This window comes from Vibrio coralliilyticus ATCC BAA-450, assembly GCF_000176135.1.
Lineage (GTDB): Bacteria > Pseudomonadota > Gammaproteobacteria > Enterobacterales > Vibrionaceae > Vibrio > Vibrio coralliilyticus.
On the sequence record NZ_ACZN01000016.1, the window covers coordinates 161,405 to 187,008 of the forward strand.

At 44.5% G+C, this 25,604-nt stretch carries 27 protein-coding genes; 21 read left to right on the forward strand and 6 right to left on the reverse strand.

Going from position 1 to position 25,604, the window contains the following annotated elements:
• The first annotated feature begins 39 nt into the window (after window positions 1-39).
• The 3 genes from VIC_RS11960 to VIC_RS11970 are packed head-to-tail and all read left to right on the forward strand — an operon-like array spanning window position 40 to window position 2,248.
• Window positions 40-1,404, forward strand: a complete 1,365-nt coding sequence (locus VIC_RS11960; protein WP_039952035.1) for a DNA-3-methyladenine glycosylase 2 family protein — start codon at window positions 40-42, stop codon at window positions 1,402-1,404.
• Entirely contained in the window at window positions 1,401-1,883 is a 483-nt protein-coding gene (locus VIC_RS11965; RefSeq protein ID WP_006960095.1) for a methylated-DNA--[protein]-cysteine S-methyltransferase, read from the forward strand. The genes VIC_RS11960 and VIC_RS11965 overlap by 4 nt, the downstream gene beginning before the upstream one ends.
• Window positions 1,883-2,248 (forward strand): hypothetical protein, encoded by a 366-nt coding sequence (locus VIC_RS11970; protein ID WP_031342621.1) that lies wholly within the window; start codon window positions 1,883-1,885, stop codon window positions 2,246-2,248. The genes VIC_RS11965 and VIC_RS11970 overlap by 1 nt, the downstream gene beginning before the upstream one ends.
• A gap of 76 nt (window positions 2,249-2,324) precedes the next feature.
• Here the strand turns inward: VIC_RS11970 and nhaD are convergent, their stop codons facing one another.
• Window positions 2,325-3,758 (reverse strand): sodium:proton antiporter NhaD, encoded by a 1,434-nt coding sequence (nhaD, locus tag VIC_RS11975; RefSeq protein WP_006960097.1) that lies wholly within the window; start codon window positions 3,756-3,758, stop codon window positions 2,325-2,327.
• A 322-nt stretch (window positions 3,759-4,080) separates the two neighbouring features.
• Between nhaD and VIC_RS11980 the strand changes: the two genes are divergently transcribed.
• Both VIC_RS11980 and VIC_RS11985 read left to right on the forward strand, forming a co-directional pair.
• The gene (locus VIC_RS11980; protein ID WP_006960098.1) at window positions 4,081-4,809 is read left to right on the forward strand and encodes a nucleoside recognition domain-containing protein; all 729 of its coding nucleotides are present in this window, start codon (window positions 4,081-4,083) and stop codon (window positions 4,807-4,809) included.
• Entirely contained in the window at window positions 4,806-5,273 is a 468-nt protein-coding gene (locus VIC_RS11985; protein ID WP_006960099.1) for a YjiG family protein, read from the forward strand. Before VIC_RS11980 ends, VIC_RS11985 begins: the two co-directional genes overlap by 4 nt.
• A gap of 540 nt (window positions 5,274-5,813) precedes the next feature.
• Here VIC_RS11985 and VIC_RS11990 read toward each other — a convergent pair.
• The gene (locus tag VIC_RS11990) at window positions 5,814-6,968 is read right to left on the reverse strand and encodes a hypothetical protein (RefSeq protein WP_006960100.1); all 1,155 of its coding nucleotides are present in this window, start codon (window positions 6,966-6,968) and stop codon (window positions 5,814-5,816) included.
• Window positions 6,969-7,353: 385 nt separating this feature from the next.
• On the opposite strand from VIC_RS11990, the gene VIC_RS11995 reads away from it, so the two are divergent.
• Both VIC_RS11995 and VIC_RS12000 read left to right on the forward strand, forming a co-directional pair.
• Complete coding sequence (locus VIC_RS11995; RefSeq protein WP_006960101.1) at window positions 7,354-8,286, forward strand: AraC family transcriptional regulator; 933 nt, start codon at window positions 7,354-7,356, stop codon at window positions 8,284-8,286.
• 140 nt (window positions 8,287-8,426) lie between these two features.
• Window positions 8,427-10,550 carry a TonB-dependent siderophore receptor gene (locus tag VIC_RS12000; RefSeq protein ID WP_006960102.1) on the forward strand — a complete coding sequence of 708 codons (2,124 nt, stop codon included), beginning with the start codon at window positions 8,427-8,429 and terminating at the stop codon, window positions 10,548-10,550.
• A gap of 61 nt (window positions 10,551-10,611) precedes the next feature.
• Here the strand turns inward: VIC_RS12000 and VIC_RS27045 are convergent, their stop codons facing one another.
• Genes VIC_RS27045 through VIC_RS27055 form a run of 3 tightly spaced genes read right to left on the reverse strand, consistent with a single transcriptional unit; the run spans window position 10,612 to window position 12,287 of the window.
• The gene (locus tag VIC_RS27045; protein ID WP_236612176.1) at window positions 10,612-10,950 is read right to left on the reverse strand and encodes a hypothetical protein; all 339 of its coding nucleotides are present in this window, start codon (window positions 10,948-10,950) and stop codon (window positions 10,612-10,614) included.
• Window positions 10,899-11,969, reverse strand: coding sequence for a S8 family peptidase (locus VIC_RS27050; RefSeq protein ID WP_006960103.1), 1,071 nt, complete (start codon window positions 11,967-11,969; stop codon window positions 10,899-10,901). The genes VIC_RS27045 and VIC_RS27050 overlap by 52 nt, the downstream gene beginning before the upstream one ends.
• Window positions 11,970-11,984: 15 nt before the next feature.
• Window positions 11,985-12,287, reverse strand: a complete 303-nt coding sequence (locus VIC_RS27055) for a protease inhibitor I9 family protein (RefSeq protein ID WP_236612177.1) — start codon at window positions 12,285-12,287, stop codon at window positions 11,985-11,987.
• Window positions 12,288-12,918: 631 nt separating this feature from the next.
• On the opposite strand from VIC_RS27055, the gene VIC_RS12015 reads away from it, so the two are divergent.
• Window positions 12,919-14,556, forward strand: a complete 1,638-nt coding sequence (locus VIC_RS12015; protein ID WP_236612178.1) for an EAL domain-containing protein — start codon at window positions 12,919-12,921, stop codon at window positions 14,554-14,556.
• A 148-nt stretch (window positions 14,557-14,704) separates the two neighbouring features.
• Here the strand turns inward: VIC_RS12015 and VIC_RS12020 are convergent, their stop codons facing one another.
• The gene (locus VIC_RS12020; protein ID WP_006960105.1) at window positions 14,705-16,009 is read right to left on the reverse strand and encodes a dicarboxylate/amino acid:cation symporter; all 1,305 of its coding nucleotides are present in this window, start codon (window positions 16,007-16,009) and stop codon (window positions 14,705-14,707) included.
• Window positions 16,010-16,589: 580 nt separating this feature from the next.
• Between VIC_RS12020 and VIC_RS12025 the strand changes: the two genes are divergently transcribed.
• The 13 genes from VIC_RS12025 to VIC_RS12085 all read left to right on the forward strand — a co-directional run bounded on the left by VIC_RS12025 (window position 16,590) and on the right by VIC_RS12085 (window position 25,580).
• The gene (locus tag VIC_RS12025) at window positions 16,590-17,801 is read left to right on the forward strand and encodes an AraC family transcriptional regulator (RefSeq protein ID WP_006960106.1); all 1,212 of its coding nucleotides are present in this window, start codon (window positions 16,590-16,592) and stop codon (window positions 17,799-17,801) included.
• Window positions 17,802-17,902: 101 nt separating this feature from the next.
• The gene (locus VIC_RS12030; RefSeq protein WP_006960107.1) at window positions 17,903-18,103 is read left to right on the forward strand and encodes a RebB family R body protein; all 201 of its coding nucleotides are present in this window, start codon (window positions 17,903-17,905) and stop codon (window positions 18,101-18,103) included.
• 52 nt (window positions 18,104-18,155) lie between these two features.
• Window positions 18,156-18,422, forward strand: a complete 267-nt coding sequence (locus tag VIC_RS12035; RefSeq protein ID WP_006960108.1) for a RebB family R body protein — start codon at window positions 18,156-18,158, stop codon at window positions 18,420-18,422.
• Window positions 18,423-18,445: 23 nt separating this feature from the next.
• Window positions 18,446-18,706 (forward strand): RebB family R body protein, encoded by a 261-nt coding sequence (locus tag VIC_RS12040; protein WP_006960109.1) that lies wholly within the window; start codon window positions 18,446-18,448, stop codon window positions 18,704-18,706.
• A 53-nt stretch (window positions 18,707-18,759) separates the two neighbouring features.
• A complete protein-coding gene (locus tag VIC_RS12045) occupies window positions 18,760-19,023 on the forward strand; it encodes a RebB family R body protein (protein WP_006960110.1) in 264 nt (87 codons plus the stop codon).
• A 59-nt stretch (window positions 19,024-19,082) separates the two neighbouring features.
• A complete protein-coding gene (locus VIC_RS12050) occupies window positions 19,083-19,376 on the forward strand; it encodes a RebB family R body protein (RefSeq protein ID WP_006960111.1) in 294 nt (97 codons plus the stop codon).
• Between the two features lie 86 nt (window positions 19,377-19,462).
• A complete protein-coding gene (locus tag VIC_RS12055; RefSeq protein ID WP_006960112.1) occupies window positions 19,463-19,891 on the forward strand; it encodes a RebB family R body protein in 429 nt (142 codons plus the stop codon).
• A complete protein-coding gene (locus VIC_RS12060; protein WP_006960113.1) occupies window positions 19,878-20,141 on the forward strand; it encodes a hypothetical protein in 264 nt (87 codons plus the stop codon). The genes VIC_RS12055 and VIC_RS12060 overlap by 14 nt, the downstream gene beginning before the upstream one ends.
• 11 nt (window positions 20,142-20,152) lie before the next feature.
• Entirely contained in the window at window positions 20,153-20,425 is a 273-nt protein-coding gene (locus tag VIC_RS12065) for a RebB family R body protein (protein WP_006960114.1), read from the forward strand.
• A 94-nt stretch (window positions 20,426-20,519) separates the two neighbouring features.
• Window positions 20,520-20,711, forward strand: a complete 192-nt coding sequence (locus VIC_RS12070) for a RebB family R body protein (RefSeq protein ID WP_006960115.1) — start codon at window positions 20,520-20,522, stop codon at window positions 20,709-20,711.
• A 13-nt stretch (window positions 20,712-20,724) separates the two neighbouring features.
• On the forward strand, window positions 20,725-20,991 hold the full coding sequence (locus VIC_RS12075) for a hypothetical protein (protein WP_006960116.1): 267 nt from the start codon (window positions 20,725-20,727) through the stop codon (window positions 20,989-20,991).
• Between the two features lie 161 nt (window positions 20,992-21,152).
• Window positions 21,153-24,677 carry a T6SS effector BTH_I2691 family protein gene (locus VIC_RS12080; RefSeq protein ID WP_201765497.1) on the forward strand — a complete coding sequence of 1,175 codons (3,525 nt, stop codon included), beginning with the start codon at window positions 21,153-21,155 and terminating at the stop codon, window positions 24,675-24,677.
• 9 nt (window positions 24,678-24,686) lie between these two features.
• The gene (locus VIC_RS12085) at window positions 24,687-25,580 is read left to right on the forward strand and encodes a hypothetical protein (RefSeq protein WP_006960118.1); all 894 of its coding nucleotides are present in this window, start codon (window positions 24,687-24,689) and stop codon (window positions 25,578-25,580) included.
• The last annotated feature ends 24 nt before the right edge of the window (window positions 25,581-25,604 follow it).

The window sequence follows — 25,604 nt, forward strand, 5'->3', positions numbered from 1 at the left end:
ACTCGTTTTAAGAGTTTGAAAGATGTCGGGATTAAGAGTGTGAACGGATTATCATCAATATCGCTGCAAGAGTGTCAAAGCGCCCGTCAGGCAAGAGATGCACGCTTCGATGGTCGCTTCTATGTGGCGGTTAAAACCACGGGCATTTTTTGTCGTCCCATATGCCCAGCCAATTTACCAAAAGAAGAAAACGTAGAGTACTTTGTCGAGAAAGCGCAGGCGCTTCAGGCAGGCTATCGACCTTGCTTGCGTTGTCGTCCTGACAGTGCGCCAAGCTCTTGGGCATGGAAAGGGGTCGAAACTACGTTTCTTCGTGCTCTGAAAATGATTGAACAAGGGGAGTTGCAGACGTCCAGTCTGGCTGAATTGGCTGAACGTCTTGGGATTAGCGACCGCTATTTAAGACAGCTGTTTCAAGACCACCTAGGAATGGCACCAAAACAATACGCCCTTTACCACCAACTGATGTTTGCCAAACAACTGCTCCATTCCAGTTCTATGTCGGTGACGGATATCGCGTTCGCCAGTGGATTCAACAGTGTGCGTCGTTTTAATGATGCCTTTAAGCAGGTTATTAAGCTGACCCCGACTCAGGTCAGAAAAGAGCAGGTTGCCTCTACGATGGAGAGTAGCTACATCGATTTGGCGTTTAAAGGGCCTTTAGATTGGCAGCATATGCTGGATTTTTACCGCCTGCGAGCCATTAATGGATTAGAGCAAATCAGCGACGAAAGCTATCAGAGGAAGTTTGAGATTGAAGGGGCGAAAGGCTGGTTTGCGATTCGCTATCATAAACCCGGAATCATGCGGGTAGAGTTTGAGCTATCTGATACCCGCCGCTTGAAAGCGTTGGTGAATCAACTGCGCAGAATGTTTGACCTAGATACGGACATTCTGACCATTGAACAGAAACTGAATGCGCTGAATCCAAGCCTTATACAGCGTAGCGGGATTCGTATTCCTGGCGTCTGGAGCACCTGGGAAGGTGGCGTCAGAGCTATTTTAGGCCAGCAAGTGTCGATCAAAGCGGCCATTGGCCAACTCAATCTGTTGGTTCAAACTCTACAACCAGATGGTGTTACGCATTTTCCCACACCACAAGAGGTGGCTACTGCGGACCTTTCTTTTTTACGTATGCCGCAAAGTCGTAAAGAAACATTGGCACGCTTTGCGCAGTTTATTGTAGAAAACCCTCAAGCGAGTCTGGAGCAATGGCTTGATGTAAAAGGAGTTGGCCCGTGGACGGTAAGTTACGCCAGATTGAGAGGTGCCTCTGAGCCCAACTGTTTCCTAGAGGGTGATTTAGTGGTCAAGAAGGCCCTGAATCAATTCCCTGAACTGGATGCTGAAAGCGTATCTCCATGGGGGAGTTACGCCACATTCCATTGCTGGAGTCACGCATGAACAAGAGTTATACCACCTTTAAAACGCCGCTTGGACAGATGACGATTCAGGCTAATGAGCAAGGTTTGTTAGGTGCTTGGTTTGAGACTCAGACCACACAACCTGAAGAGTTAGGCAAAAACGATAAAGAACATCCTATACTTATTAAAGCAATCAAACAGTTAGACGAGTATTTTTCCGGTAGCCGAAAGGAATTTGATCTACCATTAGCAGCAGAAGGAACGGTGTTTCAGCAGCAGGTATGGAAGGCATTAACGACCATACCTTTTGGAGAAACGTGGAGCTATCAACAGCTTGCAGATGCCATTGGTAACCCAAAAGCAGTGAGAGCTGTGGGGCTAGCAAATGGTAAGAATCCTATCTCTGTGATTGTGCCTTGCCATCGAGTGATTGGTAAAAGCGGTAAGCTAACTGGTTATGCTGGTGGCTTGGAAAGGAAGGCGGCATTGTTAAAGATAGAGCATTGGGAACCTGAGTGATGCGGTTAGAAAAAGGAATTTTCTCCTTGCTAGTAATGCTTTTGCTGCAAGGGTGTTTTGAAGAAAAGCTTGATCGAATGATCAACAAACAAACCTATGAGTTTGAAGGGGTATATGAAAATTTGTATACCCAAGATTTACTGATGTTTAAAGATGCCATGGTCACGATTAGTCGCGTCGGTGCGCCAGATGTCACCAAACCTTTTGTGGTGGACGATAACTTTCTTACCATAACAATGCGCAACAACTCCAAAGAGAAACGTGAAGACATTGTTATGCGCATTCATGGGGAAAATGAGGCGCTCACTTGCAGCACCTGTGCAAGATACCAACTGGCAAGTGTGTGGCAGAAACGCTTGGAATAACCACGTACTTGTTTAGATGCAATTGAAAAGGACAGCCATTTGGCTGTCCTTTTTTGTTGTAGAGTGCTCAGTTGCTTCAGAACAATGCAGAGTTGAGCATCAGATGGAGCGCAATACTGACGGCATAGCCGATACCTATCACAGGTGCCCATTTGAGATGGCCGAAGAAGGTATACTTACCATGCGCAGCCCCCATCAGCGCAACCCCAGCAGCAGAGCCTATTGATAGCAAACTGCCACCCACACCTGCGGTCAGCGTAACCAGTAGCCAGTTACCCATCGACATGGTTGGCTCCATGGTCAGGACGGCAAACATAACTGGGATGTTATCGACAATGGCAGACAAGATCCCCACCATGACATTCGCCCAGATCGGATCCCACTGGGTGTACATCACTTCAGATACTAAACCTAGGTAGCCGAGTAGACTCAAGCCGCCGACACACATCACTACGCCATAGAAGAAAAGTAACGTATCCCACTCCGCATGAGAGACTCGTCTAAACACATCGAACGGTACAACTGAGCCTAGACGTTTCAATGCGATGTCATCACGATTGGCAATCGCAAGCGCTGCTTTCTTATGCAGCGATGCTTTAAGGGTTTTACGAAGGAAAAAGCCGAAAAATTGTAAATAAGCCAGACCCATCATCATGCCAATCACGGGTGGGAAGTGCAGTACGGCATGGAAGGCGACGGCAGTAGCAATAGTGAGGATAAATAAGCCCACAATTCGGCGTGCACCACGTTTTAGCTCTACGTGCTGGTGGACAACATCCGGTGTGGTGCTCGGCACGAACATCGACATGATTATCGCCGGTACAACGTAGTTGGCGACGGAAGGCAAGAACAAAGGCATAAACTCAGAGAAAGAGACATAGCCTGCCTGCCACACCATCAATGTCGTGATATCACCAAATGGACTGAAGGCGCCGCCGGCGTTGGCAGCGACCACAATATTGATACACGCTAGGTTGATGAATTTGGGGTTATCTCCGGCGACTTTCATCACTACGGCACACATCAATAAAGCGGTAGTGAGGTTGTCGGCAATCGGAGAAATAAAGAAAGCCAGAACACCGGTTAACCAAAATAACGACTTGTAATTAAAGCCTTTCCCAACCATCCACGCTTGTAGTGCATCGAATAATCGCCGCTCTTCCATTGCGCTGATATAGGTCATAGCGACTAGTAAGAACAGCAATAATTCTGCGTATTCCAGCAGGTTGTGCTCCAGTGCTGACTTGGCGACTTCAATTTGACCATGTTGCGAATAGACGTAACCAATCATGGCCCATATGAGGCCCGCCGCGAGCAGGACAGGTTTGGACTTTCTCAGTGACAGGTACTCTTCCAGCATCACCAACGCATACGCACAGGTGAAAATCAGAATGGCCACATAGCCGATGGTAGATTGAGTTAAAGGTAAGGTTTCTTGGGGGCTGTTGGCTGCAAAAGTCGAAAAGGGAAGTAATAAAAGGGCGACAAAAGCGGACCACTGCAATTTCATACTTTCACTCCTTGAAAGAAGATTGTTGTTATGGTGGAGCCATTCTAAAGAGGTTTTGGCGATGGGTATGTGAGATAGGTTTGATCTGATTGAATTGTCGCCAGTTTTTATCAATAAATGAATGATTTATGAATCATGTTGATATGCATTGTTGAATTTTATGTGCAGATAAAAGCGCTGATTATGAACATAATCACAAAATAAGATAATAGAACTCTGGTCAGAGTTGCCCCTTCTAAGTAATTGATACGGATCATCACTATAGCGTACGATTTAAAACAAGATCCTATGTGTCCTGTTCCACATAAAACATAGGTGATATATGTCCGATCCAAACATAAAGCAGCGTAAAGTAACCTGGGGATGCTACGTTGCTCTCGCATTTGCTGTCATATTCTTTTCTGGCTTGATGAAGTCCGGTGAATGGTATGGTGTGCTTGATTTTACAACTCTCAATGGCTCGTTCGGGCAGGTTGCGTATAACGTGACTGAAACGGCGGATGGCGTTGAAGCTGCAACGACGTCACTGCGCGGTAAAGGCGGTAGTGGTGCACGTGATGGCTTTATCTTTGCATTAACTTTGATTCCAACCGTCATGTTCGCACTGGGTGTGATCAATGTCCTTGAGCATTACGGTGCACTAGATGCTGCTCGTAAATTGCTTACTCCTTTATTACGACCTTTGATGGGAATACCGGGTAGCTCCGGCCTTGCATTGATTGCGTCACTGCAAAGCACTGATGCCGGAGCTGCCATGACGCGCCAACTCAAGGATGAAGGTCGTCTGACTAAACGTGAAACCGATGTATTTACCATGTTTCAGTTCACTGCGGGGGCGACTATTGTTAATTTCTTCTCTTCTGGAGCTGTGTTGTTCACGCTGACTTTGGCTGATGGGTCGCTGGCCGTGACATCGTCAATTGGTCTCGCTGTAGCCATTATGTTTGTCTTTAAGTTTGTTGGCGCCAATCTGTTTCGCATCTACCTCAACATCACTGAAGGTAAACAAGATAAAGATACGCAACGTTTACAACAGGAGGCTGCACAATGAGTGAAGTGAAAACGAGAAAACCCATGGTGACGGATATTTTTGTCGAAGGAGCAAAGAAAGGTTGGGTGATTGCAACGACTTCAACGGTGCCAAATGTTCTGATGGCGTTTGTAATCATTAAAGCACTGCAAATCACAGGAGCGTTAGACATGATGGGGACGGTCTTTGCACCCGTTATGGCGATATTTGGTTTGCCCGGTGAAGCTGCTGCCGTATTGATTGGAGCGTGGATGTCGATGGGAGGTGCTGTTGGTGTAGTCATAACCTTGTTTGATCAGGGCATTCTTAACGGCGCACACATTGCGATTTTGGCCCCAGCGATCTACCTGATGGGTTCACAAGTCCAGTATATGGGACGTATTATGGGGCCAATTGGTACAGAAGGCCGCTATATTCCAGTTATGATCATCATTTCAGTGCTTAATGCATTTGGTGCGATGCTGGTTATGAATCTGTTTGTTTGAGTTTTGCTGAACGAATTAAAGTATTTAAGCCAAAGTGACATACCGCTTTGGCTTTTTCATTCCAGTAATATCACCACAGCTAGTCAGATGGCGTAATCATTGAATTAAGAAAATCTTGATGTTCAGCCCACTTTAGCCTGAATACACATAGTTTGAGCTGTTTAAAGTTGTAATTCGGATTTGGTGATGTCCCAAGTTGTATCTGAGCGAGAGGATTAGCAGAATGAATGCAGTGACTAATGTATCTCAAAGAGCATTTTTGCAAACACCTGTTGAGGGGGGCTGGCTTATCACAAAATGAAGACCATGATGCTGTTTTCTGCCAATTATTCGGCTCTCAAGAGGGAGGAGGCAACTCAGACTGGAGGGAACATCATTCGTGATTAGGGCTGATAGGAGGGGGACTGAGCTCCTTCGCTGACGCATATGGAGTACCGGTTCCTTACACTAGTGGATTAATACCAGGCGTGTTCAGAACATAAACGGCTTTTTTGTAATGCCTACTCCCCTCAACCAAATTTAGGTTGAGGGGAGTTTGTTTTATTTTTGTACGACCACTAACTGGTAAACAGCTGCCCCTTCATAATATCCTCCGCTTTTTGGGCGTAACGATGTTGCCATTAACAAACTTGTATTAATTCCAAACCAGCCTGCTAAGTAGTTTTCTGGATCATTGAACTCATCGTTAAGATCATAGATGTTGCCTTTGCTATCCCAAAGTACAGGTCTTAGGAATAGGTCTCCACTATCGAAAGATGATGAGGTTGCTCCTGCAATGTAGTCATTCTCTAAAACATGAGTGGTTCTTGTTCCACCGTAAGGAGATTCTTCCATAGGCAGTCTTTGCTTCGAGTTGATGTTATACCTCCAAGGGCTTGCATAACTCATGCGGTCGACACCGGTCATTAGACCTGAATTGTTCGCGGCCGTGGCGAGTGTTCCCCAAGGGTAGTCGGTTTGATCGAGGATTACTTGTGTCCTTTTACCCTTCTTATCCCAGTAAGTTGCTGTTTCATTATTGATCTCATTGCCATGGCTACTCCCGACCACAAGGCTCTTGTTGTTAAGATCGGTCGCTTCCGACATAGAATTATCAGAAGTGCTTTCTAGGATCTCTAAGCCTGACTTTTCATCCCAACGCCAAGCAAGTGTAGAGCGAGCCCCTACCATATTTGGAAAGACTGAGGTCCCAGCAATTTTTCCACTTTCGTTGATACTAATGGATTCCTGAATCATCTGATCTGCCATTCCAAGCTCATTTTCTTCAATGAACTTCTGAATAGGGGTGTCTACTTCGTCTTGTAAACTCTGGACTTCTCCTTTCTTAGTCCATATCGCGGAATAGCAAGTGTTTGAGTCGCAGACTTTAGCGGTAGCATCACCACTATTGTTAATATCTAATGGTTCAGACCTGATAATATCGTCGGTGATAAGCCACTCTACACCATTGCTTTCACTCCATCGAAACATCGCACGTACGTAAAAGTCAGGAGTATCTGGCCATGTGCTATTGCTATCCACAAATCCAATAACATGGTTACTATCGCTTACGACTCTTGGGTAGTCTGGTATATCAGCGACCTTTTTAAATTCAAAAGTAATGTTGTTGGGTTCTACAGTTTGTTCTTGATAGTTAGCTATTGCCATTGGAGAGATAAAGGGTGCGAGAGCGATAGCTACACCGATCATTTTCATGTTGTTCTTCCTTGTGTATTAAGTGTATTTCATTGGTTAGTTAGCCCCCATATCGTTGATTACAGCCAATTGTTTCTCAAATGTTAAATTGTGATTAATTTTTAATTGCTTGATTGTGGTGCTATGAATTCTTTGGTTTTTCTACGCTATCGTTGATATTGATGTTGTTTTATATGAAGCATATAAAAGCAGCAAATGTATTTGATTTTATCTTTTTCAACCTTTTTTTATTTTTGTGCACCAAAATGAATACTTAGTCGGTATTTGTGAGTGGAATTTCACCGTGCATCTTTATGTAAGATGGGTGTTTTATCAATTGGTATTAATTCTCATTTGTGAATTTGCTAGGATAGACAGATCCCCTCTTATTTGACTGAGATGCAGCATGGTGACAGGCAAGTCCACAGAACGACCTTCTAACGTGTTTAGCCGGATAAGCAAGGTACTGTCGTTTATTCATCAGCACATCAGTGAACCGCTATCGTTGGATGATATTGCACGCCAAAGCTGTTGGTCACGTTGGCAACTGCAGCGCGTATTCCAGACCGAAACAGGCATGGCGGTGGCCACTTATGTTCGAGAGCTCAAGCTCAGCCAGGCTGCAGAACGGTTGATCGACACTTCCGATAGGGTGATTGATATCGCTCTGGAGCTTGGTTTTAGCTCAGAAATCAGCTTCAGTCGCTCGTTCAAGCAAGTGTTTGGCCTCAGTCCCAGAGCTTATCGTAAACAAGGTCTCAGAACGGGGTTACGTAAACCTATTCAGGTCTCTCAACGCACGGCTGAAGAGGCCTGCCCTCTTTTCGTTGAAGTGAGAGTGGAATCCAAAAATGAGTTTTTCCTAAAAGGACTTCATGGTGAAATTAATGGCCTATTCGCACTCAATCCTGACTTTCAGCAAAAAGTCCCTGCATTGTGGCACCGATTAGAGCAAACCCTCCCAGACGAACCTGAGCGGCCGGTTGCTTTAACAGGCGTCATTGATATCACTCAAAGCCATTTTGACGGCAGTAATATGGAATATTGGGCAGGGGTGGAATTAACCGATGATCTGTTGTTGCCTCAACTACCTTCTGCCATCTCTTCTGAACTGAGTACTTTGGTGGTGCCTGCGCAAACGTACGCGGTTGTTAAACATTGTGGCCCGGTGGTGCATTTGCCAAAAACGCTGGAGTGGTTTCTGCTTAATTGGTTACCTAATTCTGGCTATCGAGGTATTGATGGCTATGAACTCGAATGCTATCCCGCCAATTACAATCAACATGATACCGATGCAGTTATGGAATATTGGATTCCTGTTGAACGCTTGTCTCAATGATCAAATGAACGACCTACTGATAGTTAACTAAATTATTTCGCGTAAGATGCACCAAATTGTTAACTTTCCTGTTTCTCAGGTTTGTAGAATGCAAATGAGATTTATTCTTAATAAGAAAAGCATTGGTACTTGAGGGACACATGACAACTCCAACTAATTTTAAGCGCTCAACACTTACTTTAGCGCTGCTTACCGCCTTTTCAGCCCCTGTAATGGCTGCGGATGAAGTCAGTCAAGATACAACTGAACTAGAAACCATCACTGTGATGGGCAAAGCCTATCGGAATACGGCAACCAAAACATCGCTAGAACCTGAAGAAACACCACAAAGTATCTCAATTATTGAAGGAGAGCAGCTTGAACAGCGCGGCGTCACTTCGATCAATCAAGCATTGCGATACGTACCGGGTGTTGCGACTGAGAACCGAGGCAGCTCGGTAACCATGTTTGATGATTTCACCATACGTGGCTTCCAGACAAAAAACCTCAATTACTATGACGGCTTGTCGATGCTCTACCTGACAGGCTGGAACTTACAGCCTCAGGTGGACCCTATCGCGCTCCAGCAAGTGGAGATCTTTAAAGGGCCAACTTCAGTACTGTATGGTGCGATGCCTCCTGGTGGTATGGTCAATATGATAGCCAAAACACCTCAGCAAGAAGAATCTACAACCGTTGATGTTGCGACAGGTTCACGAAATCTGATGCGAGCCTCGATTGATACGACAGGTCAAATTGGTGACAGTGACTTTTCATATCGCTTAATTGCGCTGGCACGTAAGCAAGACAGCCAAGTTGATAATGCCGAAGAAGAGCGTTACGTGTTGGCACCGAGCTTGGATTGGCAGGCAACAGATAAAACGTTGATTAACTTTAATGTTTACTATCAGAATGACCCGTCAATGGGCATTAACTCTTCTATGCCATTAGAGGTGTTAGAAAAGAGCTCTCCTTCCGTGTCGATGGGGGATGTGAACTGGAGTAAGTTTGAACGTGAAGTCGTAATGGTCGGTTACAAAATCAACCACGAATTCAATTCAAACTGGACGTTTCTGCAAAATGCTCGATTCACTGATGCGAGTTTGTATCAAGAGAACACCTACCACACAGCGGGCCTGAATTCTGATGGAACGCTAACTCGTACTCCTTACTCAACTGACGAAGAGCTAAAAGGGTTTGTTATTGATAACCAAGTGTCTGGCATCGTCGATATAGCAGGTATTGAAAACAATCTGTTATTCGGCATTGATTACCAATCTATGGATGGAAACACGATTTATTCCGCTTATAGTGTTGATGCTTCAAGTGGGTTCGGGAAGTTTGATCCGCTTAATCCAAACAATAATCTGTTGGACCGCGATGATCTGACTAAAACAGGTGAATATTTAGATGACAGCGAATCGAAACAGCTAGGTATTTACTTCCAGGATCAGGTTCGACTTGATCAACTGGTACTGATTGGTGGTGGTCGCTTCGATCAGTATGAATCAGAAAGCGTGTACTACTCGACAAAATCTGATCACAATCATTTCACGTATCGTGTCGGCGCGCTGTATGAGTTAGAGAATGGCCTGTCACCATTTGCAAGTTACGCGACCAGCTTTGAACCCGCGCCTGGTGTAGACAAAAACAACAAGGCGTTTGACCCTGAAACGGGCGAGCAAGCGGAAGTGGGCGTGAAATACATGTCGGCCGATATGTCCAAAACAGCAACGGCCTCATTTTTCCATATCACCAAGAAGAACATGTTGATGACGGATCCAAGCAACGTATACGGTCCTCGCATTCAAGTCGGTGAAGCGGTGTCTCAAGGGATAGAGTTAGAAGGTCGTTGGTATGCATCTGAGAGTCTAGATATTGCGGCATCCTACACCTATCTTGATATGGAAATTACCAAGGATTCAGGTAATGACCTCGAAGGTACCACACCAATCTATGTACCAGAGCACAGTGCGAATATCTGGGCAAACTACAACGTGTTTAGTGGTCTGCTTGCGGGTACTCGTATCAGTGGTGGTGCACGTTATGTGGGAGAAATGGAAATGAATGCGGCCAACACTCAGGGCAAAGTTCCATCTTACACTGCAGTAGATATGTCCGTTGGGTATGATTTAGGTAATGCAAGTGAATCCCTTACCGGAGCAACGGCTAACTTAATCGTGAACAACGTATTCGATAAAGAATACTATTCTTGCTACGACAAATATAACTGCTGGTTTGGTGCAGAACAGTCTGTTGAAGTGAACGTCAAATACGAGTTCTAATTATCCTGATAAGAAGAGTAGAAAAGCAGCCAAGCTGGCTGCTTTTTGTTTGTTTCTAATACTATTTACAGGCTGAGGCTTGTACCTCTCGCCATACGCCCCATTCACCTCCGGTGCCAGGTGTATCTCCTTGGGTCCACCAGTGGTTTTCCCAGAACTTACCGTTCCAAGTAACGACATTCCCTGGTAGGTCATAGATTTTTGATTTGTCCCAGACTTCGCAGGAAACGTCTTCTGCCACATAGTGAACTGATACTTGAGAGCTATCACTGAGTTGATTATCAGATACCGTTAACTGAAAAACGTAGTGCGTGTCTTGCTGAGTCTCAGGTATATAGGCTTGTGTTGCTACTGCGTTTTCACTGACGATATTGACCTGATGTGATTGAGGTGAAACCACCTTCCATTGATAGGAGAGGGTATCGTATCGTTGTCAGGATCATAAGATGCTGACGCATCCAGCTCAACGTAACCAGATTGGTTGACTTCAGTATGGCTTATTGTCGCTTTCGCGATAGGTGCAGTATTGATGTTATTGCTTTCTATCTGTGTATATAGCAAGCGGTTTGGTGAACCTGAGCCCACATCAAACAAGGCGTTTTGGGTTGTCTGGTTGATAAGCGTTTGTTTGAGCTCCTCTGTTGTGGCTTGCGGGTTCATTTGTAGTAAACGAGCTACGTGACCCGTAACATGTGGGGCTGCCATTGAGGTGCCATTCATTATTTTGGATCCACCCCCATCTGCCGCTGAAGTGATGTGATCACCGGGTGCGAAAAGTGAAACACAGTTTCCCCAGTTAGAGCTGTGGGCGCGGTGATCGTCATTAGTGGAGGAGCCGACAGTGATAGAGTAGTCTGAATGAGGGCTTTTGGTACATGCGTCGGTATCATTGTTGCCCGCAGAATGTACAAACGAAATGTTATGTGTCTGCACAATGGTGTCTACGGCTTCATCCATTGCATGCCAGCGTTCGTCTCTCGAAATACTGTAATTGATAACAGCAGGCTTACCTTGTTGTTTGGCATGATCGACAACCCAGTCAAATGCGTTAAGAATCTTTTCGCCGTTGCCTTTGCCCTCGCAATTGAGCACCCGCACTGAATAAATGTCAGCTTCTGGGGCAATTCCAAAGCGATTCCCAGCTGCTGTTCCAGCAACGTGAGTACCATGTCCACGACAGTCAGACGCATCACCGTCGTTATCTACAAAGTCCCAACCAGACACTGCCCGACCGCCAAAGTCTGAATGGGAGAGATCGATTCCTGAGTCGACAATATATATTGAAACACCTTTCCCCGTATATTGTCCTACATCATAAGTTCCATCGAGTGGAAGGTTCCTTTGATCTGAACGATCCAACCCCCACGATGGGGCTGAGCTGCCCTGAATTTGAGTAGCGTTATCCGACGTAAATGTCACGTTTTTATACACCCCTTATACTTTGGGGTGCTTCTTGAGTTGCTCTGCCTGCTTTTCGGATAACGTGGCTGAAAAACTCCTTAAGTTTTCGAAAGAACGGGAAATTTGCCCCTTGGACTTAGCTGAGTTCCGTGCTTCTCTAGTAGGGCTTTCGTCGATAATCTGTTGCGCGATATCCTTCACCTTGGTGTGAGGTGAATTGTTTTGGGCTGCAATATCTTTTAAAACCACAATATACGTATCATTCACATCAGCATGGGCTGGGAAGTATAAGGCTGTTGATAAAATAGAAAGCGCTATCCTGGATTTAATCCTCATTTTTCATTTCCTTATGTACGGTGTATTAGAGCGAAATTGTTCTAGAGTCTTGAAATTGAAACTTCCGCTGTTGAAGCTTTTTAATTTGTAGCTAAGTTATTAATGATTGTTTAGTCAGAAAATTGGTTTTTTTATTATTAATAATAATGATGACTTATATTTTAACAATTTACTTTCAGTAGTGGATATGGTGCTAAGGAGGTGTAATAAGAACTGAATGATTTTACTTACTTGTTCATTAATAATAGAAAGATAACTAGTGGCGATTGAGATATCACAGTGATAATCGATCTTATTTTTGCTTTTATCCTACTTTTTTCTTGTTTTTATGACTTTGTCTAAGGTTAGATAGTTAATCGTCATACTTTAGAAAATATAAATAACCAGTTACAAAATATGCATCATTAATCTTATGAATTCACATGGATACTTTTGTGACATCAATGGTTAAATAGCTTTAATTAACTCTGTTGGTTATATCCGTAAGCTCATTTTAATTCGAATAAAAAGTCTAATAAAAACATTAACGGGGTAAGGGATGTTCTATTCATTTAACTTAAGTAATGATAGATCGCTAAGTTTAATTCTTAATGGGAGCTTGTTATACAGCGTTGAGGATAAAGCAAAGAAATTGGAATTTGATTTAAACGATAAGGAACGTTTTGTTTTAGAGTTTTTAGTCGAGAATTCATCAAGGGAATTTCCGTCAAGCCCGAGGGATATCGAAGCCGCATATAAAGATTATTATCAGGGTGAATTTGGTCTATATGCACTTAAAAACACAATTGCATCATTGAGAAAAAAGTATAAACACCTTGTTGCTGAATACAGTGGTTCTATGGAAGACAAAGAACTGATTGTTAATGTGTTTAAAAAGGGCTACTACGTTGACCTAGATCTTATTGTAAACAATCAAATTAAAGAAAGCATCGTTGCTAACTTCAATAGTTTTAAGCCTTCCAATCTGGAAATGCTTTGGCTCTTTCTGAAAATCTATCATTTGACAGTGTTAAACAGAGCGACGAAGGCTCTTTCACTCGCAGGCTTTGTTATTGCACTTCTCTATGTTTTCCAAATTTGGCACTTGAGCTCCATTGTTGGGAAGTACAGTTATAATACGGATCAAGTGGCGCAAGCACTTATGACTCTTGGTTGTCATGATCGGGAAACCGTGACGGCGTTTAACCGATCATTGAATCTGGATTCAGCGCTGTTACTTGCAGAATCTCAGTCCTGCCTTGTCGATCGAGATGTCGTCAAAACGCTTAGCAGAGAGCAGGTAGAAGAGTTTCTGGGGTTACCTCAATTTGTTTACACGATTAGAGAGAACTTACCAAGCGGCTCGGTGATGATTGGCCGAATTTCTGCCAGTGCAATTGAGAACCGCTATCGGAATAATCTATGGCCTGTGCTCATCGATGCCGTGACTATAAACAATAAAGTCTCTAACGTGTTTACGACGGGAAGTCAGTCGGGCATTAGGGTATTTAGTGCGACCTTTGACAACGGTACTAGTGTCGCCTTCTATAGTCACAATTTGTTGAGCGAATGGCTAAGTCTATTTGTTGTGTTTTTGGTTGGCTTTTATGGCAATCGATTGCTGCGATTTGGAAAGTTTTGTCACGACTGGACAACACTGCGCTACAAGCTCGAAAAGATTATTGATACCACCTGCAAAAGCGTCCTTTATCATGAAGTGTTAACTAGAGTGAAGCACCGCACGGCACTGCAATATATCGCAAACCTAACGCAAAACCAGCTCGTCACTTTTCATACTGTTCTGATAGCCAAAACGATAGCCAACGCCCGAGCTCACGGAGTCGTTGGGGTATATGGTATGAACTTATGTCCAAGCTCACTGTTAAACAAGAACTTCTACGTTTTGGAAAAGTACCTCCAGATTTTGGAACCCAATGAGGTGGTTTTAGAACTGACCGAGAACTCGAACCAGCCATATAGCAAAGAAATCTACGCCAATATCACTCACCTTAAATCGCTGGGCTTTCATATAGCATTAGATGACTTTGGTACCGGAAACAATAACGTTCAGATTGTTCAGCGAGTGTCTCCAGATTATCTCAAAGTAGACAAAGAATTTATTCGAGGTATTGAGTCGAATGAAGTCAAAAAAAAGCTGCTCATGACATTATCGGATATCGGCACCATGTCGGATTGTAAGATCATACAAGAAGGTGTTGAAACCATCGAGCAGCAGGAAATCTTGTGCAAACTTGGCTATCGATTTCAGCAAGGCTACCTCTATAGCTAGGACATGAGCTATGAATTCTTTTACTTATTCTCTAGAGTTATCAGAAAACCAGTCATTGCAGTTGCAGTTCTTCCGAACAGCTTCTTAATCAGAAATAAAAATGCCCCGTGTGAAAGCACGGGGCATGTATTATGTGTAGATAAGAAAGTTAAGCTTCTGCTTTTTTCAGATGAACTTCTTCTTCTTTCGCTCCGGCCATTGGGTCGTTGAAGCGTGACTCATCCAGAGCACCTTCTGACTTAGCAACGATAACCGTTACCGCGCTGTCACCTGTGATGTTTACAGCAGTACGGATCATGTCTAGTAGACGGTCTACACCCATAATTAGTGCGATACCTTCTAGTGGTAGGCCTACTTGGTTAAGTACCATTGCTAGCATGACCAGACCTACACCCGGAACACCAGCCGTACCGATAGACGCAAGTGTTGCTGTCATGATCACCATCAGGTAATCACCCATAGTTAGGTCAATGTTGAATGCCTGAGCAATAAAGGCTGTCGCAACACCTTGCATGATGGCCGTACCATCCATGTTTACGGTTGCGCCTAGTGGAACCGTGAACGAAGAAATACGGTTATCAACGCCCATGCGGTTCTTAGCGGTTTCCATCGTGACAGGGATTGTCGCGTTGGAAGATGCAGTCGAGAACGCAAACATGATGGCGTCTTCCATCTTCTTCAGGAAGGTGATTGGGCTAAGACCAGTGAAGCCTTTTAGCATCACGCTGTAGGTAACTAGGCCATGAATCACAAGTGTACCCGCCAGAACGAGGAAGTATTCTGCTAAGTTCAGAATTGCACTCAGACCTAGACCTGTGAATAGCTTCGCCATTAGGAAGAACACACCGTAAGGAGCTAGGTTCATCAGTAGCGCAACCAGCTTCATGATGACCTCATTAAGGTCAGCAAATACAGCGGCAATACGCTCACCTGGTTTACCCGCGGCACTGATCGCGATACCAAACAGTACAGCAAATACGATGACCTGAAGGGTTTTACCTTCAGCCATGGCGCTGATCGGGTTGGTTGGGAACATGTCGATAATGACTTGGCCCAGAGACGGTGCTTCTGCGGATTTGAATGAGCTCGCTGCGGTCAGATCAGCACCTGCACCTGGCTGGAATAGGTTACCCATAGTCAGTGCAAGCGTAATCGCAACAGCGGTTGTAGTAATATAGAAAGCGAGTGTTTTACCACCCATTCGGCCTAAAGTAGATAGGTCTTTCAGTGAGCTTGTACCACAAACCAGTGAAACAAAAACTAGTGGGACAACAAGCATTTTTAAGCTGGCAACGAAAATCTGGCCACCAACTTCAAACAGTCCATTGACGATGTATGTGTCGACAAATCCGTTGTCGGCAAAAAGGCTGCGAATCGCAAAACCTGTCAAGATACCCGCAACCATGCCCAGAATTACTCGGCTGGTTAGCGACATTGGTTTCTTGGTATTCATAGTGAACACTCCTTATAGTTATGCACCTTGAGTTCACTTCAAGGCGTGCAGGAGGTTATCAGTCGAACCGGAAAATACGAAAGTAAAATGCATTATCAGATTTATAGATGTGATCTTTATCACTGGAGATTATTGGGTTTTAACTCTGTGATAACAATGTTAGTTAAATGTTTTATCTAAGTATTTTCAAATTTCACATCTTGTTTGGGAGGTGTTAAAAAACAAGTCATTCTCATTACCTGTGGGATTAGGTGCATATGGAGGTCGGATGACTTGATGCTTGCATAGATAATCAATAGTTATGCACTTTTTAGTGTGCCTGATAGGGAGATGTTAAGCCCTTTTCATCGAAATGACGCACGGTTTTCCTTTGCCATCACTTGTTTCTCGTGCGTTGGGCGTGGATAACAACAGTTATCGTGTTAATTATTCCTTTGTAAATGCTAGTCACTTCATATTCAACGGGTTTCTCACTGCTTTAACCGTGAATTTAGCCAATAACACCAATTTACCTAGGGATGTTCCCCTTAGCATAGAAGCTCGACGTCAGAGACTACATTAAAATAAAGGAATAATTACAATGTCAGAGCTAAGCTACGCCAATACAGGAGCGGCCGGAAATGGCCTTCCTATGGTACTTAATAATTACAATTCGTTCCCACATAACCCTGTCAATAGAAGTGGAGCAGAGTACCCTCTGCTAGGCTTATCCCCTTCAATACAGAGAATCCAAAGTCAGATTGAATTTGCTGCCAGAACCAACTATCCGGTATTTATCAGCGGAGAGACAGGGACGGAAAAACGCTCCATAGCCTCTCTTATTCATCTCAACAGACTGGAAGGTAAAGGCCGTTTTATTCTTATCCCGCCAACCATCCATAATCAGTCACAATTTAAAGCGTATCTAGAGAGTAGCCTCAATCGAGCGAAGCAAGGCACTTTGTATCTATCTGAAGTCGATGTGTTGCCACAGGAAAAGAAGGACTATCTGACCACCTTATTCAGTCAGGAGGAGTTTCAAAGTTGCTTGACTGAAAAAAAGGTCCAGCTGATCGTCTCCTGTACCGAGTCAATCAACAGTGCGGAAGGAAATCGGCAATTTTTGGCTAAGTTACTGGGGACAGAGGTTCCGCACCTAGAGCTTCATATCCCGCCAGTCAGGGAGCGTAAACAAGACCTCTCCAACCACATCGACCATATACTCAATAAACTCCAGTCCTTTACCACTACACGATTTACCCCCGAAGCGATTCAGCTTCTTCATAAATACCACTGGCCGGGTAATGTTGAGCAGTTGCAGCGCGTCATTGTGACTCTAGCGTCCTGTTGCAATAACAACATTGATGTTGAAGACATTCAGAATCTCGATCTTTTCCCCGAAAGTGAAACCTTCGACATTGTTGAAGCTGTATTAAGTCAAGAGTTCAGTGGATTCCGTCATCTTCACCCAGGATTGCTAAAAGCGCTCAACTATATGAGCGAGAACTTCACCGAAGAACTGACGCTAGCCGATCTCTCTAACGCGGCGTTTACTAGCCAGTCCCACCTCTCTTATCTATTCCGCCAGCACATTGGCTACTCATTTAAGTCACTACTGGTACAGGTGCGTATCTGTTATGCCAAGCAGCTGATTGATGAATCACCGATGATGAAAGTGACGGAAGTATGCCTGCAATCCGGGTTCGGTGACCTGAGTCATTTCGAAAAAATGTTCAAGAGAAATGTCGGCTGCACACCACGTCAGTACCGACAGAAAGAACGAGAAAAAGCGCGTCTCTTTGCGACGAATTAAGTTGGTGAAAAGGCCGCAATTCTTGATGGATTCGACCAAGTTATCAAGCGGGCTTCTTCTTAATATGGAAAGCATAGAGACGAACATCAAGAGCCTCTGAAATGGAAATCAACATCGAGAAAATGCTGAGTCAATTTACCCCGACAACATCGCGCAATATGTACCTCAACATGGTGGCCGATTCGTTAGGGAAAGCATCACAAAATGCGACTCATGCTCAGCAGCAGATTCAGACCATAGTGGTCACCAATACGGCGTTAGGTTCCGGGTTGATTTATTCCATTGCAGCAAAAGGGTCTTAGTCAGTTTTGAGGTGCAATGCGGCACTTCTTAACCAGCAAAGGAGCATTTGATATGCCAGTAAATGATGCGGTCACCGATTCTGTGACGCAAGTAAACACCGAGGTTGTGGGTGATACCCCCGCTGTTGCGAGTGGAAACCTGTTGCTTTCCACCAGTCAGGCAATGGGCATCTCCGCACTCAACAGTACAGGGGCGAACCAACAAGCGACTTTGGTCCATCAGTCTTCGACAGTGCAGGGAGTGAACTCTTTGCTCGCTACAGGTACCGCGGTTATAGGCCGTAGTGTCGAACTCATCCTAGAACCTAGCGCAAGCTAATTAACTGAAATTAGGAGCAAATTATGCCAGTTAATGAACAAGTAACAGACTCAGTAACACAGGTGAACACGAAAGTTGTTGGTGAAACTCCAGCAATGGCAATGGGTAACTTGCTAATGTCTACCAGCCACGCTTTGAGTAATGCTGCTCACAACGCGACGGCTGCACAGCAGCAAGCACAAATCACTATGCAGGCTGCAACAGTACAGGGTGTGAACTCTTTGATGGCAATCGGTTCTTCGGTCATTGGCCGTGGTGCTGAAGGCATCATCGAAAAAGGCTAATTATAGCCAGGTTGGAAAAAACTAATTGTTAACAACAAATAAGGAACGAAACAATGCCAGTTAATGAACAAGTAACAGACTCAGTAACACAGGTGAACACAAAAGTGGTTGGTGAAACTCCGGCAATGGCAATGGGTAACTTGCTAATGTCTACCAGCCAAGCGTTAGGCACTGCAGCTCACAACGCGACAAGCGGCCAGCAGCAAGCACAAATTACTATGCAGGCAGCAACGGTCCAAGGCGTTAACTCGCTTATGTCTATCGGTTCTTCGGTTGTTGGCCGAAGCGCAGAAGGCATCATCGAAAAAGACTCGTAATGCCATACGCACCTTTGTCAGTCTGATGGCTGGCAAAGGTGTATTTGAAGGAGATGTGAATGAAAACGGTAAACACACCCCCTGATCAGGCAGAGTCAGCATTCCACGCGGCGAATCAATCTGTGGCTCAGTCCACCGCCATGGCACTTGCGGATGCAACAGACAATCTGCGCAACCTGAACACATTGAGTACCACTGCGATTGGCACAGCGTTAAGCCAACTTCTGGAAACGGGTGATCCAAAGTACATGGACATTATCGACCAGGCGCAAAAAGTGGTGACGAACGGCGCCGAAAACTTCGGTGTGGTCGGCGATAAAGTAGCGACAGTGCTACACGATCGCTCTCAGTAACTATTGCTGTTCTTCTCATTTCCATTTCAGGTTTGTGAGTTCAGCATTCGTTTCAGCGCCTGTTGAAGGCATCGCAAGGAGTGAACATGAAAGAGCAGGATACAAGATTCGAAAACGAGTTCGAACAGGAACTCTCGCAAAACGCTATCGACCAGTTTAATACGTTGCAGGCGTTCTCGTCGCAACCAACCAGCTTGCTGGAAACCACATTGGCTGACACGTTAGGTTTGTCCATGCATAACGCGGTCAGCACTCAGCAACAGTCTCAAATGACCACCGCGGCTTCGGTGACGAACGCCTGCGCCCGACTACTTCAGACTCAAACTCGACCGACGGTTGAGGCGAAAGTTGAGCCTAAAACTGAGCCCGCCATTTTTGTCGATGCCAGTCATCGGTTAGGAAGAGAAGACGGTGGCAGTGAAGACATTCAGGAAGAGGCTGAAGAGAAAAAACGCTCATTCAGCTTGTTACGTTTTCTGAAGAGAAACAAAGGGGCGAACGATGACCAGCAATGACACGATGAAGTTTGATGTCAATGAACAGCTCAAGCAGATTGAGTCGTTCACCGAGCGGCAACAACAGGATGTGCAAAAGTTGATTGCAGAGTCACAGAAGCGTTTTGGTTCAGGCCAGGTGACTGAGTCCATTGATGAAGTGGAAAGCGCGGTCACGGGTATGTTGGATAACATCGAAGGCCAGCTTGAGCAGGAAATCAGCAAAATCAATCAGCAGCTGCAGGAGCTGCTGCCAAATGAAATTCAATAAGTGAGGTTATCATGCCGAAAAAAGTCAACGAGCAGATCACGGACTCTGTAACTCAAACCAATACTCAAGTGCTGGCGGGATCACCAGCTAATGCGATGGGTAACCTGTTTACCTCTATTGGCTTGGCGATGTCGAACCTGAACAATAACGCGACTTCAGCGCAGCAACAGGCAAACATTGGTATGCAGGCGGCGACGGTTCAAGGTGTCAACGCACTAACGGCTATTGGTACTGCAGTTTTGGGTCGAGCAACAGAAGCGATCGTCGAAAAAGACGAAGAATAAACGTCAGCACACTTTGATTTTCTTGCCAAAAGTACCATTTGACCCAACGGCCAATTCAGTTAATGACATTGGCCTTTTGTTTTAGGAGTGAACCATGAGTGATAAAAAAAGTGCGGAAGACCTCAAACAAGTGTCAGAGATGATCGATCAGCTGACAGAGTCAGCCATGTCAGACACCATGGGTCTGCACATGCAAAACGCCGTGACCATACAGCAAGGTATGCAGGCAATTAGCAATGCTTCAACCTCGACAGCTTGCGCCTTGATCCTCAAAAAAGGCGGCTAACGGGTAGCCGCTCATGTCGAATGAGAGCACGACTGACAAGGCCAAACAATCGGTCGCTCAATCTACTGCCATCGCAGTGCAAGACGCTGCCGACAACTTGCGCAATCTCAATACCATCAGTACCACCGCTATCGGTGTTGCTCTGTCTGAACTTCTGGCTACAGGTGACCCAAAATACGTTCAGGTTATCGAGCAAGCTCAGAAAATCATGGAAAAAGGCACCGCCAACTTTGCCGAATTGGGTGAAAAAGCGGCTGATGTGGCAAAGAAATTTGGATAGTCAGGTGCTCAAGAATTTGTTTAAAAACACAACTTCTTGTTCAAATTAGCAAAATGTTGTGTAACCAAGAAAAGAAACATTTTAATTGTTTGAATTATTTAACTTTTTATTAGGTACGCTATTTGCTTAATCCAGATAGTTTTTGTCCGTCTGGTGTAACTATGAGCAACCACAACCCCCTTCCTCCTAAGAAATCCATGTTTTGGAACGATCAGAGCTTCAGCCATGATGATGCGGTCACAGCGTATGAGCAAGATGGCACTCTTACATCCTTTAATCAGATGTCTGACTTGGAATCTGATGATCTTGCAGGATCGCCACCTGAACACAGCATGTTTTGGGAAGGGGGGACGGAAAAAATTGAGCCGCCAGAACAAGGCGTACCCGAAGAAAAACTCAACTTAAAGAAAAAAGAGGTAGAAGGGGAAACAATCAATATTGTTCCTGTGCGTTACGCGATAGATGAAATCGAAGACCCGGAAGCTGAGCCTGCTACAAAGCCATTTGGATTGCCTGAAGATTGGAAGGGGAAAGGCTCAACAAAATACAGTGCAGATTCAGGCTTAAGTTATACGCTAAGACAACTGCGTGATGGTTGGCTATACGTTTATGACCACATGACAAAAGAGCTCGATGAATACGAAGTAAAGGGCGTGAACTTCACTCAGTATCTGATGGGCGAAAGTGAAGATCCTGAACTAGGTAAAGACAGCCGCGGTCAGGCACAAGAAGCAAAGCCTTATATCACTTATTCTACAAAAACCGCCATTTCATGTGTGTTCTCAAAACATCGTTGGAGCTGGGAAAGCTACGAAAGAGTCCGTGCTGGCGAAGCGAAGAACGGCCAGTTTATGTCTACTCGGGCATTAAAGCTGCCAGATGCTTCTGATGTCGGCGATATTGAGCTGTTATCACAAGTGGCGGATATAGAGGAGAGTGCGGTTGAGGACCAGCGTTTTGCTAACAGCAGTGTTCTAACCTCGGTGGATAGTGAGTACCCAGATCTAGAAGTGAAACCTGTGGCATCCGCAGCCGAGATTAAAAGTGCTTTACCCCCTGAAGAAGCTGCTTGCATCATGGCAATTGATGATTACTTGGCAGAAGGGCGGGATGTCTCTGCGTATTTTGTAGGTGTTGCATCTCCTTATCGGTTATTCGAAGAACAATACACCAACCAATGGGCTCTGATGCAAACCGCCATGCAGCTTTGCATGTTTGGCTCAAAAGATGATCTCAAGATGCCATCTATCGTCAAGCGAAGAGGCCAAGAGCTTGAGTTCTATAAAGACCTTTCTAGCTATTATTCGAGCCGAAATATTATTGATATTGCGAAGAAAAATGAGGCATACCCAGGGCAGTTCAATGAAATAAACAGTGAACTTAATAAACTCTATGGCTCGAATATGTCTTCGGCTATGGAGTCAAAAGAGGCGTATTTTGAAGAGAAATACAATGTCTCGCCTGCCAAACTAAAAAGCTACGATACATGGGCAGCAACAGATAAATGGAGAAAAATGCTGGACTGGCAGCGAATGTTCTCTGAAATGGAGGAGCTGACCAAGAAGCGCGAGGAACTCTTCGAACCGGTGGCAAAGGTGAGAGAAGATTTCCACAAGAACTTAGAGAAACTTTCCCCGCACCGTATTGAGTGGCTGATGGACTTATGGGATAGGGAAACTCAGGATGAGTTACTCCACTATCACATGCAAATAGTCGAGGCAGTCACTTTTATCCAAAGTGAACAAGATCAAGAGTTTGTTGCCGCACAATTTGACAACCCGACGACGATTATCCCACTAAACACCAGTGGTTTTAGCCGTGAGCTATTCAGTATTCTGGGTTCCGCTATTCCATTAAGTATCGATGATGCATCAGCGATTTCGGCGGATCAGCAAACAGAGTCTTCAATGCAGGACAAGTTTGCTTCGGCAGCTTCAAATTGGGGAAGCGCTACAGGTATTTACAGCAAGCTGGTGGATTTTCTAACCAACGAAGATGTTTATGGCAGCGAACTGCTTAAACCTCTGAGTGACGGAGCAAAGAATATTCACTTGCTTATCCACGAATTTGTTGAAGCGCTGTCACTTGCCGCGCCAAAAACGAGTGCTAGCTTCATCGCTCAGTCATCCGTACTGGTTCTATCTGCAGTTGCCCCGACTGCCACAGCGAATACAACGTACATGCGAATGGCTATGGCTGAACGCCTTGCTCTCAAGATGGGGCTGGAAGTGCCAGATGACTATTCAACGAAATTTGTCGAGTGGCGAGATAAGATCAAACGTAATGAGGCGACCTTAAAAGAATCCAAAGCGATGGTGGATGCGTTTAATCGTAATGATAAATCAGTATCCAAGAGTGCTTTCAAGGCAGCTCGGGAAAAATACACCAACGCTAAAAAAGTACTCAGAGCCAGCATGTTGGAGTACCCACAAAAGATTGTCTTACCGAGAGATTTCGCATCTGCGATGGCCAACGCACATATGGACATCCTTAAGGGTAAAATTGACAGGCTCGGAGATTACTATAAATCGGTAGGCGGGCTCGGCTTCATCGGTTTGTTATTCAACCTGATTTCATTTCATGACGCCTTGGAAGACGCATTTGAGGATGACTTTATTCAGACAGATGAGTATCTGGCAATTATTCAAACAGGGATGTACTCGCTTTCTGCAGTTGTCGGTATTCGTGCTGGGAAAGCTTGGTCTGAAGCGTTGACTGGTAAGGTGCATTTACGAAGAGCTTCGCTTAGAGCTTTGATTATCAAACGTAATGAACTCGGTGTTAAATCTGGAGAGCTAAGAAAATTAATGAGGTTTAACAAATGGTTAGCAGTTGGAGCTGTAATTGGGCTATTTGCTACTGCAATTGAAGGATATCGAGTGTATCAAAAGTATAAAGTTAGCTCAGGCATCGAAAGGCACCTATTGTTTGCTCAAGGCTTTTCGCTGGTAGCATCAGCAGGTGTATTGACAATTCAGACGGTAGGATACACGGGCTTTTTGTCTTTGTCTGTAACCGTAGGCGCTTTCGCTACAGGTGTTCTTGCAGTGGCCGTAATGATATATGTGGCAACAAACTTTTTACTTGAAGCTACAAAAAAAGACGACTATCAAAAGTGGCTTTCTGAGCTTCCTTGGGGACGTGATGCTAGTCGAAAACAGTGGAGCACAAGTCAAGATTTTGAGCTGCAAGTATCTGAAAATTCGGTGATAGTAGAAAAGGCGTTAAAAAAACTTCAAGATATTGTTCATCAGCCTGTTGTAAAGCAAACTCCTATAAATGCTATCGAACCTAATTATCATGGTCCTGCCGCTGTGAGAGTTACTCAGACAGCAATTAAAGTGGATGTTTTAATTCCCAATGGCGCGCGTATAGATGCTTTTCGGATTCACAGCAATTTTGATTTATCCACAGCTGAAAACACAAATTGGTTGTTAAATAAGCAAGACAACCAGCCTAGTAAATATACATTCACTCTACCAATTAGACAGAATGAAGAATATTTTACGATGAAGGTGGAGTACGTCGTTTTTGATAATGAGCCAAATAGTGAATCGGTAAGAAGTGCATATTTCTATCAAAATGCTGTAAAAAATGAAGTAGCATACACATCGAATTCTGATGAAAAGAAAGTTGCACGTTATTCATCGAATCTAACAGCTAATAGTATGACAGTTTTTTATTGAGGTGCGCTGGTGGCATATTTACCTTTTTATATCACTCCAGAAGAATTTACAGAGTTAGAAGATAAAAAAGAAAGAGAGTTTAGAGAAGCGAAAGACTCTCTTTCTTGGACCAGCTATAACCTCGATGAAAAAGATAGATGGATTCGAAAGAAGCTGTGGTTCTTTATCACGGCTTCCGTTTCTGTGTTGCTAATTGGGGTCGGGATGCTAGCAGACTTTGAAATGTGGATGCGTATGGAAGGGCTCGCTCTTGCTACAATGCTTGCATTGATTGTGGTGTGGTTTTCTACATACGTTAGCTATGCCTGCGATGATCGGTTTGACTATGTTTTCTCTAAAAGAGGAACCGCCGTCTTTCAACGCTTTGGAGAGCCTGATTGGGTACCTGCTGCCGTGAAAGGTATGGGAATTATTGGTAGTGTCGGGTGTATTATTTTAGTGGCTGTTGTTGGGCCTGTTGCTTTAGTGGGGCTTGGAGGTTTTATGCTAGTGTCGTTTGCTCTAGTGTCTAGAAAGCCTCATGAGCCGACTAGAATGGTTGTACCTACAGAGCAATACCTGATGGTTAAATATAACCGGAAGCGTAATGTGGTATGTATTTATTCTAAGATAGACGTATGTATGCCTTCTCCACATGAAGAAGACTCTGTGTTTCGTGCTCAGTCAAAGGGAGAATTATACCTTTTCCCTGAAAATTCAGCTCAATTCGACAAAATATTGAAAACGTTGAATGATAGTTCATCTATTAGTGTGGAAGAGGAGGACGATTATGAGGCGCTTTTTGACACGAAGAAACGGCCTCAGATAGTCAAAGCTGTTCGTCGAGCTAAAGCTACTTACTCGATGGAAGATGCGGTTAACAAACGTCACCTACCGACGCCACCCCCAAAAAAGCCTAGATAAATGCTTTAGCAAGATTTGAGTATT

Coding starts and splice junctions, on each gene's coding strand:
- VIC_RS11965 (WP_006960095.1), top strand. CDS start 1,401: ATGAACAAGAGTTATACCACCTTTAAAACGCCGCTTGGACAGATGACG.
- VIC_RS11970 (WP_031342621.1), top strand. CDS start 1,883: ATGCGGTTAGAAAAAGGAATTTTCTCCTTGCTAGTAATGCTTTTGCTG.
- nhaD (WP_006960097.1), bottom strand. CDS start 3,758: ATGAAATTGCAGTGGTCCGCTTTTGTCGCCCTTTTATTACTTCCCTTT.
- VIC_RS11980 (WP_006960098.1), top strand. CDS start 4,081: ATGTCCGATCCAAACATAAAGCAGCGTAAAGTAACCTGGGGATGCTAC.
- VIC_RS11985 (WP_006960099.1), top strand. CDS start 4,806: ATGAGTGAAGTGAAAACGAGAAAACCCATGGTGACGGATATTTTTGTC.
- VIC_RS11990 (WP_006960100.1), bottom strand. CDS start 6,968: ATGAAAATGATCGGTGTAGCTATCGCTCTCGCACCCTTTATCTCTCCA.
- VIC_RS11995 (WP_006960101.1), top strand. CDS start 7,354: ATGGTGACAGGCAAGTCCACAGAACGACCTTCTAACGTGTTTAGCCGG.
- VIC_RS12000 (WP_006960102.1), top strand. CDS start 8,427: ATGACAACTCCAACTAATTTTAAGCGCTCAACACTTACTTTAGCGCTG.
- VIC_RS27055 (WP_236612177.1), bottom strand. CDS start 12,287: ATGAGGATTAAATCCAGGATAGCGCTTTCTATTTTATCAACAGCCTTA.
- VIC_RS12020 (WP_006960105.1), bottom strand. CDS start 16,009: ATGAATACCAAGAAACCAATGTCGCTAACCAGCCGAGTAATTCTGGGC.
- VIC_RS12025 (WP_006960106.1), top strand. CDS start 16,590: ATGTCAGAGCTAAGCTACGCCAATACAGGAGCGGCCGGAAATGGCCTT.
- VIC_RS12030 (WP_006960107.1), top strand. CDS start 17,903: ATGGAAATCAACATCGAGAAAATGCTGAGTCAATTTACCCCGACAACA.
- VIC_RS12035 (WP_006960108.1), top strand. CDS start 18,156: ATGCCAGTAAATGATGCGGTCACCGATTCTGTGACGCAAGTAAACACC.
- VIC_RS12040 (WP_006960109.1), top strand. CDS start 18,446: ATGCCAGTTAATGAACAAGTAACAGACTCAGTAACACAGGTGAACACG.
- VIC_RS12045 (WP_006960110.1), top strand. CDS start 18,760: ATGCCAGTTAATGAACAAGTAACAGACTCAGTAACACAGGTGAACACA.
- VIC_RS12050 (WP_006960111.1), top strand. CDS start 19,083: ATGAAAACGGTAAACACACCCCCTGATCAGGCAGAGTCAGCATTCCAC.
- VIC_RS12055 (WP_006960112.1), top strand. CDS start 19,463: ATGAAAGAGCAGGATACAAGATTCGAAAACGAGTTCGAACAGGAACTC.
- VIC_RS12060 (WP_006960113.1), top strand. CDS start 19,878: ATGACCAGCAATGACACGATGAAGTTTGATGTCAATGAACAGCTCAAG.
- VIC_RS12065 (WP_006960114.1), top strand. CDS start 20,153: ATGCCGAAAAAAGTCAACGAGCAGATCACGGACTCTGTAACTCAAACC.
- VIC_RS12070 (WP_006960115.1), top strand. CDS start 20,520: ATGAGTGATAAAAAAAGTGCGGAAGACCTCAAACAAGTGTCAGAGATG.
- VIC_RS12075 (WP_006960116.1), top strand. CDS start 20,725: ATGTCGAATGAGAGCACGACTGACAAGGCCAAACAATCGGTCGCTCAA.
- VIC_RS12080 (WP_201765497.1), top strand. CDS start 21,153: ATGAGCAACCACAACCCCCTTCCTCCTAAGAAATCCATGTTTTGGAAC.